The sequence below is a fragment of the Polyangium mundeleinium genome, from assembly GCF_028369105.1.
Lineage (GTDB): Bacteria > Myxococcota_A > Polyangia > Polyangiales > Polyangiaceae > Polyangium > Polyangium mundeleinium.
In genome coordinates this window covers 5,514,831-5,530,095 of sequence record NZ_JAQNDO010000001.1, presented here as the reverse complement: position 1 = coordinate 5,530,095, position 15,265 = coordinate 5,514,831, and the positions used below count along the sequence as shown (strand labels likewise).

The window sequence follows — 15,265 nt, the reverse complement described above, 5'->3', positions numbered from 1 at the left end:
TGGGTTCTTCGTCGGCCTGTTTGAAAAACTGCGCGGAGCGCAGTTTTTCAACCCTGGGTCCAGCCCCTGGCTGGTCCGGGGTCGAGGGGGCGGACAGCCCCCCGCGGGGCCCGGGGCGGCGCCCCGGCTCTGCGGTTCCAGCGTCAGTCCGCGGGCCAGGGCGGCGGCGGATCGGCCGGCTCGTAGGGCGTGGTGTTTGCCTCGACGACCTTCAGATTCTCGATGAAGAGGTCGATGTACTTGAGATCGTCCTGGATGTCCGCATCGGGGTGCTCGGCGAGCCACGTGTCGACGCTCGGGCGGAGTGCTTCCAGCGTGCGGCGCGCGGTGCGCGGATCGCTGTCGGCCGTGAGCTCGGAGGCGAGCTTGAAGCCGGCGTAGATGTTCAGCATGACGAACCCCTTCTCGACGGTCTCGTCCGTGAAGAACGTCTGCGGATCCTCGTACATGTGCGGGGCCTTGATGTTCGTCGACTGGGCCTTCGTGAAGCCCGTGAGTGGATCCCTGTACGAGAGGTTGAGTGACCCGACCTCGTACGGATCGGGCACGCTGATCGCGCCGGAGCGCGGCACGAGCTCGAGGATCATGGCGCCGCCGCCGCCGCGCCGGCCCTCGGAGATGGGCTCGTCGGAGCTCGTGCGGCCCGCGAGGAAGAGGCTCGGGATGGAGATCGTCCCGCCGCCCTCGGCCGTCTGCCAGCCGTTCGTCCCGTAGACGCCGCGCACGACGTAGCCGCCGCCGACGGTGACGTCGATGTTCACGTCGAGCGCGACGGGCACGAGGAAGGTATTCACCTCGTCGGTGAAGACCTCGACGACCGCCTTCGGATCTTCGAGGAAGTAGAAGTTGCCCGCGCCGACCTCGCTGAGATCACGCATCACCTCGACGTCGAAGTCTCCGCCGACGCCGATCGTGGTCACGCCGATGCCCTTCTTCGCGTATGCCTCGGCGAGCGAGGTGAGCTTGCTCGGGTTCGTCAGGCCCGCCGTGGCCACGCCGTCCGAGAGGTAAAGCACGCGGTTCTGGTAGCCCGGATCGAAATACTGATCGGCGACGGAGAACGCGGTGAAGAGGCCGTCGTAGAGGTTCGTCGAGCCCGCGGCGAAGAGGCCCTGGAACGCGCTCTTGAGGGCCTGGGTATCGGAGGCGCTCACGTGATCGAGGACGAGGTTGGCGCTCGTCGAGTACGTGACGAGCGAGATCCGATCCGTCGGCTCGAGCGCCGGGATCATCTCGACGAGGCCCGCCTTCACGTAATCCATGGGCTGGCCGGCCATGGAACCGCTCACGTCGACGGCGACGACGAGGTGCAAAGGCGGGCGCGTCATGCTGCCGACGTCGATCGGCGAGTTCATGCCGATCTGGACGAGGGTGCAATTCGAGCCCGTGATCATGTTGCCCATCACGCCGAGCAGGCCGTGCATGCAGACGTTGTTGCCGCAGTTCGGCGCGGCGTAATCGAGCTTGTGCTCGGCGAAGAAGCCGAGGTCGTCGAGCGCGCCGGGGCCCGGGATCTCCCCGTCTTCGAGGATCTTGCGGAAGAGGCCGAAGTCCTGGGCGCCGCCTTGCGAGATGCCGGTGGCGCCGGGCTCGGGATCCACGTTGCCGCCGAAGGTGCCCGCGTCCGAGCTGTCAGCCGCGCAGCCCGTCAGCACGAGCGAGGCGAGCAAGGTCGAAAGGAGCGCTGTACCGATTCGATGGTCCATGATGGTTTCCTCCCGAAATCAAGGCCCCGCGGGGACGACGAGGACGGATTCGTAATGACGGCTGGAACGAGCGAAGGGCGGGCATTCCGTGTCGCGGATGGGCATGGCCTCGGCGCGCACGAGGTGCAGCGTGCCGTAGCCGTCCGCGAGATTGAGGCTCTTGCCCGCGCGCAGGAAGGTGATCGAGGGGACGTGATCGCCGAGGTAGGCGACCTCGAGCGGGACGAGCAGGCTGCCGCATTTGTCATGCGCGCCGGCGCAGCCCTCGGCGGGATCGGATTCGACGGTGGGCTCGGTGAGCGGCTCGGCCCCGCCCGTGGAGTCGTACCGCGCGAGGACGTTGCCGCGCACCGCGAGCACGGTATGCGTGTCGCTGCGGAGGTAGAGGGCCTTGCCCTCGGGCGCTTCGCCGTTCGTCTCGGGGTAGGAGCCGCCGTCGATCTCGAGCTCGTTGATGAGGATGCTGTCGCCCGCCTTGAACGGCATGGCCGCGCCGGGCACGCACACGTACATCGTCGATTTGTTCTGGAGCACGAGGGCGTGGCAATCGTCGGGGGACGAGAGGACGGATTCCAGGACGTAAGGTCCGCCGAGGGGCAACGGCGTGGACCACTCGATGCCGACGGTCTCGTCGGGCGAGGCGCAGCCGGGAGCGACGGGCGGATCTTCGAGCGCGGGCGCCTTGAAGACGGCCTCGTGCGGGCCGAGCGAGAGTTTGCCATTTGAATCGAGCGAGAGCGGGATCATGAGGCGATCGTCCGAGTTCGTCGCCGTGGAGACGAACTGGGTCGGGAATTTTTGCGAGGACCAGGCGAGGAGCGTGGGCGCGAGGCCGTCGGCGTCGACGAGGTAGGCGACGCAGCCCGCCGTATCATTGTTCTGGAGGGGCAAACCCCGGCCCGGCTGGAGGAGCCACGCCTCGGCGGGGGCGAAGAGCTCGCGCGAGAGCGCGGACTCGGGATCGGCGAGCAGCGTGGTGCAATCGACCTGGACCGAGTCCTTGAGCGGACGCAGGCGCACGATGCGCTCGCCGTCCGTGGTATTGCCGAGGGAGAGCGCGCCGGCCTCTGTAGGCGTGACGCCGCAGAAATCGGGGCCGCACTCCGGCGGCGGATCGACGGGCTCGCTGGTCGCGGCACACGCGAGGGATCCGAAAACGACGGCTGTGCGCTGGGCCAGGGGGCGCTCCGGGAGGGGGCGCTGCATGGCCGGGACGAGGACGCGGAACGCGAGGGCGAGCGCGGGCAGCGCCATCAAATCGGTCGGATCGACGGTGATCTTCCAGGGGAAAGGCGTGAGCGCCGCGAGGGCCTCGAAGCCGCGCGCCGCCGCGGGCGAGAGCTTGATCGCGGCAAAGACGGCGCCCGTTGCGAGGTGCGCGAGGAAAAGGCTGCGGCGACTCCCGAGGCGGAGGAGCGCCGCGAGCAGCGCGGGCGCCACCACGAGCCCGGCGAAATCACTGAGTTTGCCCGTGATCGCGCCGGGGAGAATGCCCGCGCCCTTGAGGACGTGGTCATTCAGGGCGAGGAGGGCGAGGGACCCGAGCCACAGGGGGTGCAGCAGCGCGCGACGCGCCGCCAAAGGTCGTTCCATCGGCATTTCATCTCCTGGATGAGGGAAAAACGAAGGCTGGGCACGGTCAGCAAACGATGTGCCATGCACGTATTCCAGGCATTCGAGGAGGGATCGTGCTCCGAGGCCCGCCGCGCGGCCCTGACAGCGGTGTCGCGGCGGGCGCGGCACCGCCCGAATCAGAGGCGGGCGCGCTCGATGCGTCGCTCGATCACGTCGAGGATCCCGCGGGCATAACTGGCCCCGGCGGTGCGGGAGAAGCGGCGGCGGGCGTCGTCGGTGGCGTTGTCGACGAGGTAGCCGTGTTCGACGGCGGAGAGCATGTCGACGTCGCCCACGTCGTCGCCGAAGCTGAAGGCCCGGGCGCGCGGGATGCCGAGGCGATCGAGGACGAAATCGACGACCTGGCGTTTTCCGACGCCCCGCGGCACGAAATCCACGTCGTACGTGCCCTCTGGCTCACCGAGCGCGGGATGACAGGGATAGACGTGAACGCCGATCCCGTGGCGCTCGGCGACCTTGTGGAGGATCGAGGTGATCTCGGGGGATCTGCCGCGTCCGCTCGGCTGGAACGTGTAACTGTCGATGCGCCGGCCCGCCTGCTCGCGGCGGACCAAGGGAATGCCGCGGCGGAGGAGATCGTCGAGCGCGGAGGCGACGCGGGCCCTCGAAAAGCCGCTCTGCGCGACGCGCGCGTCCCACTCGGCGACCGGGCGGCGGCCCTCCTCGCGGGAGAAAAAATCGAGTTCGGCGCCCCAGGAGCTCGCGATGAAATGGGGCACGACGCGCAAGCCGTGGGTGCCGACCGTGGCGGCGACGACGTCGATGGGCCCGTCGGCGACCCAGCCGAAGACGAGGCCGAGCGCGGTGGCCTCTTCGAGGAGGAGCTGCTCGAGCGAGCGCCGATCGCGGCGGCGCTCGGGCGAGCCGTCGTGCGCGAGGTAGGTCTCGTCGAAATCGGCGAAGACGACCCAGCGCGGGGCCGCGACGCGCGGCAGATACGTCCGGCGATCACCGAGCGGCGGCATGGCGGATCCATCGCACGGCCGACGAAACGAGGCCGAAGCTATTGTTTGTCAAGACAAGCATGGCATCCATTCCTTCGCGGGTGAGGCAAAAAAGAAAAAAGCGGCCCCCGAGGCGCAGGACGAGAGAGGCCACGATCGGCCGCGGCGAGCCCGACGGCCGCCGGCTCCCCGTCCATGACGCCACCCATCGCCGAGATTATCATGCAATGGTGGTGGGCCGCCCGAAATCGACGCTCAGATCGGACGTACCCTGTCCGATCCGAGCGTCCGGGATCTTTTTCGTGTTTATCGGCCCTGCGCAGGTCCGAGGGTGTTCCCCAGGCGTCGCGAGCGGCTCGAGGCTAGGGAGGCCGAGCGAGGCGTACACTGTACGTCGAGCGAGGCCGACCGACGCATCGAGCCGCGCAGCAGCCTGGGGGACACCCTCTCAGATCCGGTCGCCCGGCAGCATCGGGAAGCGGCTGCGGAGGCGCCGCGCTTGGGCGAGGTGCTGCGCGAGCGAGGCGCGCACCTCGCGCAGGAAGGTCTCGACCTCCGCCGACTCGGCGTTCGGGATGAGCTGCGCGTCGAGGAGCGTGATCGCGCGCTGGTGCCCGCCGATCTGGGCGTTGAGGTAGGTGACGTCGAAATCCGCGGCCGGCACGGTCCGGAGCAGCTCGCCCGCGCGCTCGGCCTCGTGGCGGAGGTTCGACTGCATCTCACTGCCCTCCTGCTTGATCCGGAGCTTCTCCTGGAGCGCCTGGATGCGCGTCTCGATCGCTTGATGCTCGGCGGCGACCCGCTCCGCGTAGGACCGGACCCCGTCGCCCGTGGCCCGGAGCCGCGCCGTCTCCGCGTTCGTGATCTCGTTTTGATTGACGGTCGACACGACGGCCAGGATCTGTCCGAGCGAGAGCGGCTCCGAAGGCTCCTCCTTGGCCGGACTCGGACGGTTCTCCCCCGCGTCCGTGCCGCAGCCCCACACGCCCGCGGACGCGAGCGCGAGCAGCGTGAAGGCGCGGCGGAAGGACCGATGGAATGCATGAGCCATGCGTCGTCTCCTCTTCAAAAGCGCCGCCCGCTCGCTTCGGCTACCGCCGAGATCCACGCGCCAGCGCCCCCCTGCCCATGAGGCCTCGCGGCGCGCGCCGAGAGCCGGGCCCACCGTCTCCCGAAGTCGGGGGGACCCGGACGGCCAATTGCTTTCCGCCCGGGTCGTTGTGCCTCCGCGCTGCGTGGTGTAAGTGGGGCCGAGCGCGGCGCTCGGGATCCGTCGCCCCGCCCTTGCGCATGGACACGACCCCCATCGAGCGAAGCCTGCGAAGCGCGGAGACCGGGACGCTCGTGGTGGACAGCCGCCTCGTCGCCCGCGTGATCAAGCGCCACCGGCGGATCGTGGGCATCGGGCTGCAGGTGCCGCATCCGTCGTGTTACGCGCTCGGGCGGGACGAGCTCCTTGCGCTCGTGCCGGCCGCGGAGCTCGGCGAGGCCGGTGCGAAGCTGCCCGAGCACGTGGTGCTCCTGCCCCGGCCGAAGGGCTCGGAGATCCTCGACGCGTCGCCGGCCGAGGTGCTGACGCGGCTCTGGCGCGGGGCGTTCCACGGGCAGGTGCACCTCGCGCTCGAAGCCGCGCGGCGCCGCGGCGCGCTCGACGAGGCGGCGATCCGGGCGCGGATCGATCGGATCGGGCAGACGGAGTTCGACGAGATCCGGCGGGTGCTCCGCGCCGACGATTTGCTCCTGCCCCCGGCCGACGACGCCGAGGTGTACACGGAGTTCGCCGCGCTCTTCTTGGAGCTCCACCACTTCGCCCCGCGCCTCGTGGCGAGGACCTTTCCGACGCTGCGGGATACGTCGCGGGCGCTCGCGGTGCTCGGCGGAGACGTGGACGCCCGCGCCCTGCTCGCGGCGTGCCGGCCCGAGGGCGCGGCGGATCCGACGGACGCGCCGTTCGGCAGGGAGTCGACGACGCCGACGTACTCGGCGCTGCCCGCGCTCGACGTGCTGCCCGGGTTCCTGTCGCGGCGCGCGACGACGGTCGCGGGGGCGCAGAAGCTCGTGGTCCAGGCCGAAAAGGCGCGCGCCGAGGGCAACCACGTGCGGGCCGCGCTCTCGCTCCTCGCGGCGATGCCCGCAGCGGGCGAGGATCAGCAGGTCAAGCTGCGCGCGCAGGTGCAGCGGGATCTCGACGCGCTCGGGGCGCGGCTCGACAGCGCGCTCGTGGGCCCCGGCGAGAGCGCGGAGAGCGCGCCGCGCGTGCCGTGGACCTCGTCGCTGATGCCGCTCGCGGTGACGGCGAGCGAACGGCAGGCGCTCCGGTATCCGGTCGAGGCGCGGCTGCTCTACGATCTGCAGCGGGCCTGCGTGGCGCACGAGCGCGGGGCGTCGGCGATCGATCTCGTGACGTGGGCGCTCTCGCTCGGCGATCGCCCGATCGTGCGGAAGCTGCCGGCGACGCGGCCGCTCAAGATCGCGCGGCACCTGCGGAGCGCGTTGCAAAAGCTGCGGCACGTGGAGATGCCGTCCGCGGATCGACGGCTCGTCGCGCGGCTCTTGCGGATGGCGGTGCGGCGGGCCGAGGAGAACGTACGGAAGACGCTCCGGCCGGTCATCGAGGGGACGCTCGACGGCGTGGGGCTCCGGCCCGCGAGCGTGCCCGAGCACGTGGCGCGCAAGAAGCTCGTCGAGGAGCTCTGCGATCAGGTGGTGGCGCGCGGGTTCTTGAGCATCGGGCAGCTCCGCGACGCGCTCTCCCGGAGCCAGCTCAAGATGGGCGACGTCGCGCACCCGCGTGAGCTCGTGCGCGGCGATCCGCTGCTGCTCGCCGATCGCGCGCTCGACGTCGCGCTCGACGGCGTCTACCGGCGCGGCGAGGTGTACCTGCGCGCTCTGCAGAAGGTGTCGAGCGTGTTCTTCGGCACGAAGGTCGGTCGGCTCGTCACGCTCTTCGTGATCCTGCCGGCCGGCGGCGCGTTCGTGGTGCTGGAGGGCCTGCAGCACATGGTCGGGCCGGCCGCGAAGGCGCTCGGCTTCGTGCCGCCGCACCTCGTGAGCACGCCTTCCCTGCTCGTGATGACCGCCGTGCTCTTCGGGCTCATCCACAGCGAGGCCCTGCGCGCGGGGGCGATGCGGCTCCTGTCGATGCTCGGCCACGCGCTCGCCGCCGTCTTCGTGCGCCTGCCGCGTTGGGTCTTCTCCCTCGGGCCGATCCGGCGCGTGCTGGAGAGCGGCCTCGCGCGGGCGCTCGCGCGTTACGTGCTGATGCCGCTCGTGGTCGCGACGATCCTCTACATGGCCACGCCGCTGCGCGACGTACCCGGCGTGATCGGGCCCCTCGGCGCGGCCGGCGTGTTCGTCGCGGCGAGCGTCCTGCTCAACACGCGCGTGGGCCTCGTCGCGCAGGAGGTCGTGTTCGATCAGATCGCGCTCGGCTGGGAGGCGCTCAAGGGGCGCGCGCTGCCGGGACTCGTGCGGCTCGTGATGGGCATCTTCCGCGCGATGCTGGAGCTCTCGGAGCGGACGCTCTACCGGGTCGACGAATTCCTGCGCTTCCGGGAGGGCGACAAGCGCGCCACGATCCCGCTGAAGGCCACGCTCGGGCTCGTGTGGTTCTTCGTGGCGTACGTGATCCGGCTCTACATCACGCTGCTGATCGAGCCCGAGATCAACCCGGTGAAGCACTTCCCGGTGGTCACGGTCGCGCAGAAGATGCTGATCCAGCAGCTCGCGGAGATGCTGACGGTCATGAACCACGCGCTCGCCCCGCTCGGCCCGGTGATCGGCGGGACGATCGCGGCGACCACGGTCTTCCTCTTCCCGAGCGTGTTCGGCTTCCTCGTGTGGGAGTTCAAGGAGAACTTCCGCCTCTACCGCGAGAACCGCGCGAAAAACCTGGGTCCCGTGCCGATCGGTCATCAGGGCGAGACCGTGGGCACGCTGATGCGCCCGGGGTTTCACTCGGGCACGTTGCCCAAGCTGTACGGAAAACTGCGTCGCGCCGCGCGCCGCGCCGATCTCGACGAGTCCCGCGGCATCGAGCACGGCCACGGCTCGCTGCGAGGCCTGCAGGAGCAACTCGACGATCTGCGCGAGACCGTGCGGCGCGCCGTCGATCGCGAGGTGAGCGGCCTGCTCGCCGCCTGCCCCCGCTTCCGCGCGGGCGCCATCACCGTGCAGAGCGTCGAGCTCGGATCGAACCGGCTGCGCCTGGAGCTCGCGTGCGACGCGCTCTCCAAGGCAAAGGCCGTGATCGCGTTCGAGGAGCAGAGCGGGCTCGTCGTGGCGAGCGTGGTCGAGCCGGGGTTCGTCGACGCGCTCGAGGGCGCGGATCGTATCCTGTTCGAGAACGCGATCGCCGGGTTTTACCGCATGGCCGGCGTGGATCTCGTGCGCGAGCAGATCCGCGCCGCGCTCGGCGACGACGTGCCGTACGACATCGCCGACGAGGGCCTCGTGCTCTGGCCGGGCGATGGCTACCGGACCGAGGTGATCTACGCGCTCGACGCCGGCTTCAGCGGGCCGCTCGTGCCTCCCGCTGTGCGTGGCGAGCGCCCGGCGGCGGAGCCCAAGCCGCTCGATCTACGGAAAATCCTGTTCCGGGATCAGCACATCCCCTGGGCCGAGTGGGCCCTGTCGTGGCGCGAGGAGGTCGCGGGCGAGGCGCCGCGGCGGGTGCTCTTCGGCGCGTCGATCCTGCCGCCGCCGCGACGCGAACGGGAGCGGGCCGCGCGCCTGGCGTCGGCATGATCCGCGCGACGGGCAGCATCTTCCTCGCGCTCGTGCTTCTCGCGCCCGCGTGCGGGCGAGACACGCCGCCGGAGCCTCCGCCGGGCAGCGCGGCCCCACGGACCGAGGCGAAGCCCGCGTCCGGGCCGCCCGAAGCCGCCGGAATCCGCTACCTCGAACGCGTGACGGGCGGCGCTGCCGCGACGGAACGGTTGCCGCTCGTGGTGGCGATCCACGGGCTCGGCGATCGTCCGGAGTCGTTCGTTCGGCTGTTCGATCGCATCGAAGGTCGCATGCGGGTCGTCGTTCCGTACGGGACCTCGCCCTACAGCGACGGCTTCTCCTGGTTCCCGCTCGCGCGTCGAGATCCGGCAAAACTCGCGGAGGGCACGTCGCTCGCGGCCGACGGGCTCGCGGCGATGCTGGAGGAGCTCGAACGAACACGGCCGACGCGCGGCCGGCCGATCGTGACGGGATTTTCCCAGGGAGGCATGCTGAGCTTCACGCTCGCGGTCAAACACCCCGAGCGCGTCGGCGAGGCGCTTCCCCTCGCCGGCTTGCTCGCGCCGCCGCTCTACCCGAGCGCGTGGCCCATGGGAAAACTCGCGCCGCCCGTCCACGCGTTCCACGGCGACGCGGACACGATGGTGCCGCACGCCGGCGCGACCGAGACCGTACGCGCGCTCGTCGCGGTGGGCTTTTCGGCGGAGCTCACCACCTACCCCGGCGTGGGGCACACGGTGAGCGCTTCGATGCGGGGGGACTGGCAGAAGGCGCTGGAGGCAGCGGCGCAGCGGGCCGCCGCCTCCAGCCCGTGACGGGTCAGTTGCGGTTCCGGCGACGCAGCCGCGCGAACACCGCGCCGAGCAGGCCGAGGGCCGCCGCCGCAGGCAGGGCCGGGCTCTTCTGCTCGTCACCCACGACCGCGCAGCCGCAACCACCGTCTTCGACGATGATCGGGCCGACGCCCGGGTTGCCGCCGGCGCCCGCGCCGCCGTCGCCGCTGCTCCCCGTGCCCGGCAGAACGGTGACCTTCACGAGGTCGCTCGCCAGGCCCTTGCCGTCGGAGACGGTGAGCTGGAACGTGAGCGTCGTCTCGGCCTGAACGTCGGGCGCGACGAACGTCGGCCTCGGCTGGTCGCCTCCCACGAGCGCGACCTCGGGCCCTTCCGACTGCGTCCACTTGAACGTCAGCTTGTCGCCCTCCGGATCGCTGCTCTTCGAACCATCGAGCTCGACCTGATCACCACCTGACACCACGAGGTCCGCGCCGGCGTTCGCCACGGGCAGGCCCACGCAGTTCGTGCTGTCCTCCACGATCGACGCGAACGGCTTGTTCACCGCGCCCTTCACGTCGATGTCGTCGATCTCCCAGCCGTACGCGCCGGCCGCCGGATCGGTGCCGATGCGGAAGCGCAACTTGAACGACTTGCCGGCGAGCGAGGTGCCGAAGTTCAGCGTCATCGTGCTGAAGCCCGGCCACGCCGCGTTCCGGTTCGTGAAGCCTTGCCGCTTGCCGAGCGGGTTGTCGGAGATGTCCGTGATTTGGCCGGTGTAGGGCACGTTCGCGAACTGGCTCGCGTCCTGCCAGCTCTGCCCGTCGTTCGTCGAGATCTCGAGGACCGCGCCGTCGTAGTTGACGGACCCACCGCCCTGCGGCGGCGGGCCCACCTCGAACTCGTGGCGGTGCTTCATCGTGATCGTGAGCGGCCCGGGGCCCGCGACGATCACCGGCGACTCGAACGAGGTGTCGCTCATGCTGCCGAGGTCCACGCCGTGGAAGACGTGGTTCGGCGGGCCGTTCTGGATGCGTCTCCAGACCCGATCGGCGCCGTCGCCCGACTTCTTCCACGTCTCGATGTCGCTCTCGGCGCTCTCGATCGTGGCCGACGCCGGCACGTTGTCGTAGTTGATGTACGGCACCTCGACGAGCGTCGACTTGGGCTCGCACGTCTGCGCGCTCGTCACGGCGATGTCGAGCTTCACCGAGCTGATGCCGGCGACCGAGCCGTCGAGGGCCACGTCGATCGTGGTCTTCGCCGTCCCGAAGGGCGGGACCGTGCCGAACTGCACCTGCGTGCCCTTCGGGAACGAGAGGCCCGCCTGCTGCGCCGTCACGCTCGCGACCGCGTCCGTGAGCGGCACGACGCCCGTGTTCTTCAGCTCGATCGTCACGCGGCCCGTCTCCTGGGCGTCGAGGCGCCCGTCGGCGTCGCAGGACTGCACGGCGTCGTCGAGCCCGCCCGCGAGATCGGAGACCGAAGCCTTGACCTCGAAGCTCTCGACCACGCCCACGTTGTCACCGGAGTCGCGCTCCGGCGAGACCGCGCACGAGCCCGCGCCGCGCTTGGCGAAGGCCTTGGCGAGGACCTCCATGTCCTTCACGTCGACCGCGAACGCGGCCGAGAGGATCGCGTCGCGCTGCTCGAGGTACGTCGCGTCCGGCGGCACCATCTTCAGCGACGTGACGATGTAGTCGGCCATGCGCCGGCGAGCCCCTTCGAAGTCGTAGGGAGCGCCCGGCTCCTGGCTGCGCTTGAGGAGGGCGATCGTCGCCTCGAACATCATCGTCGCCCACACCTCGCCGGCGTTGTGCACCTCGGAGTTCGGTGCGGGGACCACGGCCATCGGATGATCCGGCAGCGCCTCGTTGTCGACGATGTGCCGGTAGGTCAGGCCGTTCTTCGTCATGTCGGTCGAGTACGGGACACGCCGGATGCCGTAGTAGCCGCTGTCGCCGAGCGAGGCCGTGGCGTAGACGCTCATGCCGAAGACGCCGTCGAGATCGTCGCCCTCGCGCAGCGTCATGTGGAGGGCGACCGTGTCGCCCCAGCCCTCGCCCATGCCGCCGCACATGTTGGCGCCGCAGTACGCGAGCCGGTTGTGCAGGTAATGGCCCCACTCGTGCGCGACGATGTGGTTGTCGATCGTGCCGTCGCGCTCGACGCCCGTGGCCGAGCGGACCATCGTGGCCGTCACGTCGCCGCCCATCATCGCCAGCTTGATCGCCGCGGCCGACTCGAGCGTGATGGACAGGACCGGGAGCGTCACGGTCCCGTTCGGCTGCCCGTTCGGCATGTACGGCGGGGCCGGCTCGTTCACGTTGTTCGCGAGGATCATGCCGATCGCGCCCGCGGCCTGCGCGTTCACGGCCTTCTGCTTGAACGTGCAGGAGCCGCGATCGATGACGACGATCTTGCCGGACACGTTGTTCTTGATGGACTGGCAGCCGTCGCCGAAGGTGCCGGGCGTCTCGTTCGTCGTGGCCGTGGACTGGTCGTTGACGAGCGAGAGGGCGCCGGTCGTGTTGAACACCTGCTGCCCGAACTCGGCCACGTCGGTGCCGTGGTTCTTGCCGCCGGGGTTCGTCGTGAGGCTGCGCGCGGACGCGCCCGTCCAGAGGTACATCTGCATGATCGGCGACTCGCCGTCCGCAGGCGTCTGCATGTTCGCGTTGTCGCGGCTCTGGAACGCGTCGTCCTGCGCCTCGGCGCGGAGCGGATCCCCCTCCGCGCCGCCGCGGCCGTAGTTGCTCTTCTGTGCGTTGCCCGCGGCCTCGTCGAAGCCCGAGTCGTACCAGTAATCGTGCAGCCAGTTCGTCACGTAGAAGAGCTGCGTGGTGGCGGCCATGATCTGGTTCGGGTTCGCCGTCGGCGTGAGGTTCACGTCGTACGTCCGATCGAACGTGCCGGGGGACGTGACGGTCGGGCGCGTGTCGTTATTGCTGAAGCCGTCCGGCTGGTAGTGGTCGGCGTACGCGTCGACGTTGTTGCCCGACGTCTCGGTCGCCCCGGAGGGCAGCCACGGATCGAAGGTGCCCTGGGGGTTCTTGTTGAAGCCATCCATCGACACCAGCACCGGCGCGATGAAGTCGGGCTGGGAGCCGTCGGGCACGCCCGTCGGGTGCGGCGTGTAATCGGCCTGCGGGCCGTCGAGGGGGCGTTTGTCGCCGTTCGCTTCGGCCCATACCCTGTAATTGAAGACCACGTCGTGCGATAGGTTCTGCCGATAAAGGACACGCCCGTCGTCGGCCGCGATCACATAACCGTAGAGCCCCGCGTTTTTCTGGTCCACCTCGCGCGGGCGGATTTCGAGGTAGTACGCGGGAACGAGGCGATCCGGCAGCGGGAAATACACCTTCTTCACACGCGCGGGGCCTCCCAGCGCGTGCCCCTGCGCGGGCAGGAGATCAAAGGTCTGGTAACGGCCTTTTTCCCCGCGTGGGATGAGGTTCGCCGTGGGGAGCTCGGTCCCGTGGAAATCCCGGAACGCGCTGGCGAGGGCGCCCTGGGGTGTCACGACGAACGTGCGCGATACCCGCTTGTTTCCGGCAAACGCGGCCGGGTGGAGGTTGTTCGCGGCCGCCACGAGGCGGTGGCTCCGATCGAGCATGACGTTCGCGCCGCCGCGGAAGACCTCGACGCCGTCGATCTCCTGGCCGAGGCGCACGACGACGCCGCCCGCGCCGCGATCGTGAATTTCACGCACGACCGTGCCCTGGATGGCGGCTTCGGGGACCTTCAACATCTCCGCCGCGGAGACGAGCGCCTTGCGCGCGGCGAGGTCGGGCTTCGTGCTCGCGACGAGCGCCTGCGTGCCGGCCTGATCCCGCGCGGCCCAGAAGAACGTGGGGGCGCCCGAGTGCGGATGCACCGAGGTGACGTGTCCGCCGATGGGGGACCGTAAGATGCGCGGGGCCCCGGCGGGCGTCGGCTGCGCGCGATAAGAAGCATCGAAGTTCGGCAGCTCCTTCGCATGAGCGAAGGAAGCCCCGACCAGCGCCGTGAGCATGGTGAGACAACGAACGGAGCGCTTCATCGAATTCCTCCACCAACGGAGACGCTCTCGCCCTCGAAAGGGAAGTGGGCGAGAGATGGGCAAGGGCTAGGCGTACTCGGTTATCCCGCTAGAGGGAAGCACATTTGCGCGGCACGTTATGGTCTCTCCGCGGGCCGGCGCGCGCTTCCGCACGTATTCGGACGATGATGCAAGATTCCGTCGCCCGCGGCTTGGAAATTCCCGCCGCGCTGCTTTTCTTTCGCAGTTCAGGTGCTCGGCGCGCGACTTGTGCTAATGGCGGCCGGGCATGGTCCGTCGGTTCTTCCCGTGGTTCCTTTCGATCCTCGCCTGCGGGTGCGGCGGGACGCCCCCTGCCCTCGATCATTCGGCGCCGCCGCCGCGATCCGCGGCGATCCCCGCGGCGCCGCCCGTCGTGACGCCGCCGCCAAAGCCTGCGGAACCGAGCCCTCCAGAGACCGCTGCTGCACCAAAGGTTCCTGCTCCCACGAATTCGGGTCCTCCTTTTCCGCCCCCCGCGTTCCCGCCGCCCCACGCGCGCACCGCCAAACCCGGCGACGGTGTCTTCACGCCGATCGAGGAGGGCGCCGCGCGCGGCACCGGCGCGCTCGCGCGCGCCATGGTCCACCCCCACCCCATCAAACCCCACCCATATGTCGTCCTCGTGGCGATCGATCTGCGCCGGGTCGACCTGCGCCTCGTCGCAGGCACGGAGGAGCCTACGTCGACGGTGGTGTCAAAAGATCGACGACCCGGCCTCGTCCCCGCGGCGGATCTGCCTTCGCTGATTGCGGTGTTCAATGGCGGGTTCATGGCGAAGCACGGCCAATGGGGGATGATGGTCGACGGCGACGTTTTTTTGGCGCCGCGAGAGGACGGCTGCACGGTGGCGCTGCTCGGGGACGGGTCCGTGCGAATCGCGAGCTTCCCGGCGCTCGCGCCCGTCACCGCGGAGATCTGGTCCTACCGGCAGACGCCGCCCTGCCTGATCGAGGGCGGCGCGCTGCACCCGCGGCTTCCGGCCGAGGACACGGCGCGGCTCTGGGGCGCGGCCGAGGGCGGCGATCGCGAGATTCGCCGCACGGCGATCGGCCTGCACGAGGACGGCACGACGCTCCTCTTCGCGATCGGCGAGTGGGTATGGGCGCGTGATCTCGCGGCGGCGATGAAATCAGCCGGCGCCGCGTCCGCCGCGGAGCTCGACATCAACTGGTCGTATACACGGTTCCTCCTGTACGACCATTCGACCCCGCCCGCGGTCGTCTCGACGCTCATCGAAAAGGTCGAATACACAAAGACCGGATATGTATCGAAGCCCGCACCTCGGGACTTCTTCTACCTGAAGCAGAAACAATCCGGCGCCCCCGCGCGGCCTTGATCCGACGCTCGTGTTCCCCCCACCGAGGCCGAGGGGTTGGGTGGGGCAGACCGCAGAGTCGACACGAAGCGGGAGCATGC

The 15,265-nt window shown here is 69.8% G+C and carries 8 protein-coding genes; 3 read left to right on the top strand and 5 right to left on the bottom strand.

All coding sequences use genetic code 11. The features are described 5' to 3' along the window. Positions 1-143 precede the first annotated feature (143 nt). The 4 genes from POL67_RS22050 to POL67_RS22035 all read right to left on the bottom strand — a co-directional run bounded on the left by POL67_RS22050 (position 144) and on the right by POL67_RS22035 (position 5,336). The gene (locus POL67_RS22050) at positions 144-1,706 is read right to left on the bottom strand and encodes a vWA domain-containing protein (RefSeq protein WP_271920130.1); all 1,563 of its coding nucleotides are present in this window, start codon (positions 1,704-1,706) and stop codon (positions 144-146) included. Positions 1,707-1,724: 18 nt separating this feature from the next. Continuing rightward, positions 1,725-3,299, bottom strand: coding sequence for a hypothetical protein (locus POL67_RS22045; protein ID WP_271920128.1), 1,575 nt, complete (start codon positions 3,297-3,299; stop codon positions 1,725-1,727). A gap of 158 nt (positions 3,300-3,457) precedes the next feature. Continuing rightward, positions 3,458-4,306 carry an HAD hydrolase family protein gene (locus tag POL67_RS22040; protein WP_271920126.1) on the bottom strand — a complete coding sequence of 283 codons (849 nt, stop codon included), beginning with the start codon at positions 4,304-4,306 and terminating at the stop codon, positions 3,458-3,460. Between the two features lie 427 nt (positions 4,307-4,733). After that, positions 4,734-5,336 carry a DUF4142 domain-containing protein gene (locus tag POL67_RS22035; RefSeq protein ID WP_271920125.1) on the bottom strand — a complete coding sequence of 201 codons (603 nt, stop codon included), beginning with the start codon at positions 5,334-5,336 and terminating at the stop codon, positions 4,734-4,736. Positions 5,337-5,575: 239 nt separating this feature from the next. On the opposite strand from POL67_RS22035, the gene POL67_RS22030 reads away from it, so the two are divergent. After that, on the top strand, positions 5,576-9,031 hold the full coding sequence (locus tag POL67_RS22030; protein WP_271920123.1) for a hypothetical protein: 3,456 nt from the start codon (positions 5,576-5,578) through the stop codon (positions 9,029-9,031). Beyond that, entirely contained in the window at positions 9,028-9,828 is an 801-nt protein-coding gene (locus tag POL67_RS22025) for an alpha/beta hydrolase (RefSeq protein WP_271920121.1), read from the top strand. Before POL67_RS22030 ends, POL67_RS22025 begins: the two co-directional genes overlap by 4 nt. Positions 9,829-9,832: 4 nt before the next feature. On the opposite strand, the gene POL67_RS22020 is transcribed toward POL67_RS22025, so the two are convergent. Further along, a complete protein-coding gene (locus tag POL67_RS22020; RefSeq protein WP_271920119.1) occupies positions 9,833-13,828 on the bottom strand; it encodes a M36 family metallopeptidase in 3,996 nt (1,331 codons plus the stop codon). A 268-nt stretch (positions 13,829-14,096) separates the two neighbouring features. On the opposite strand from POL67_RS22020, the gene POL67_RS22015 reads away from it, so the two are divergent. Next, complete coding sequence (locus POL67_RS22015) at positions 14,097-15,185, top strand: phosphodiester glycosidase family protein (RefSeq protein ID WP_271920117.1); 1,089 nt, start codon at positions 14,097-14,099, stop codon at positions 15,183-15,185. The last annotated feature ends 80 nt before the right edge of the window (positions 15,186-15,265 follow it).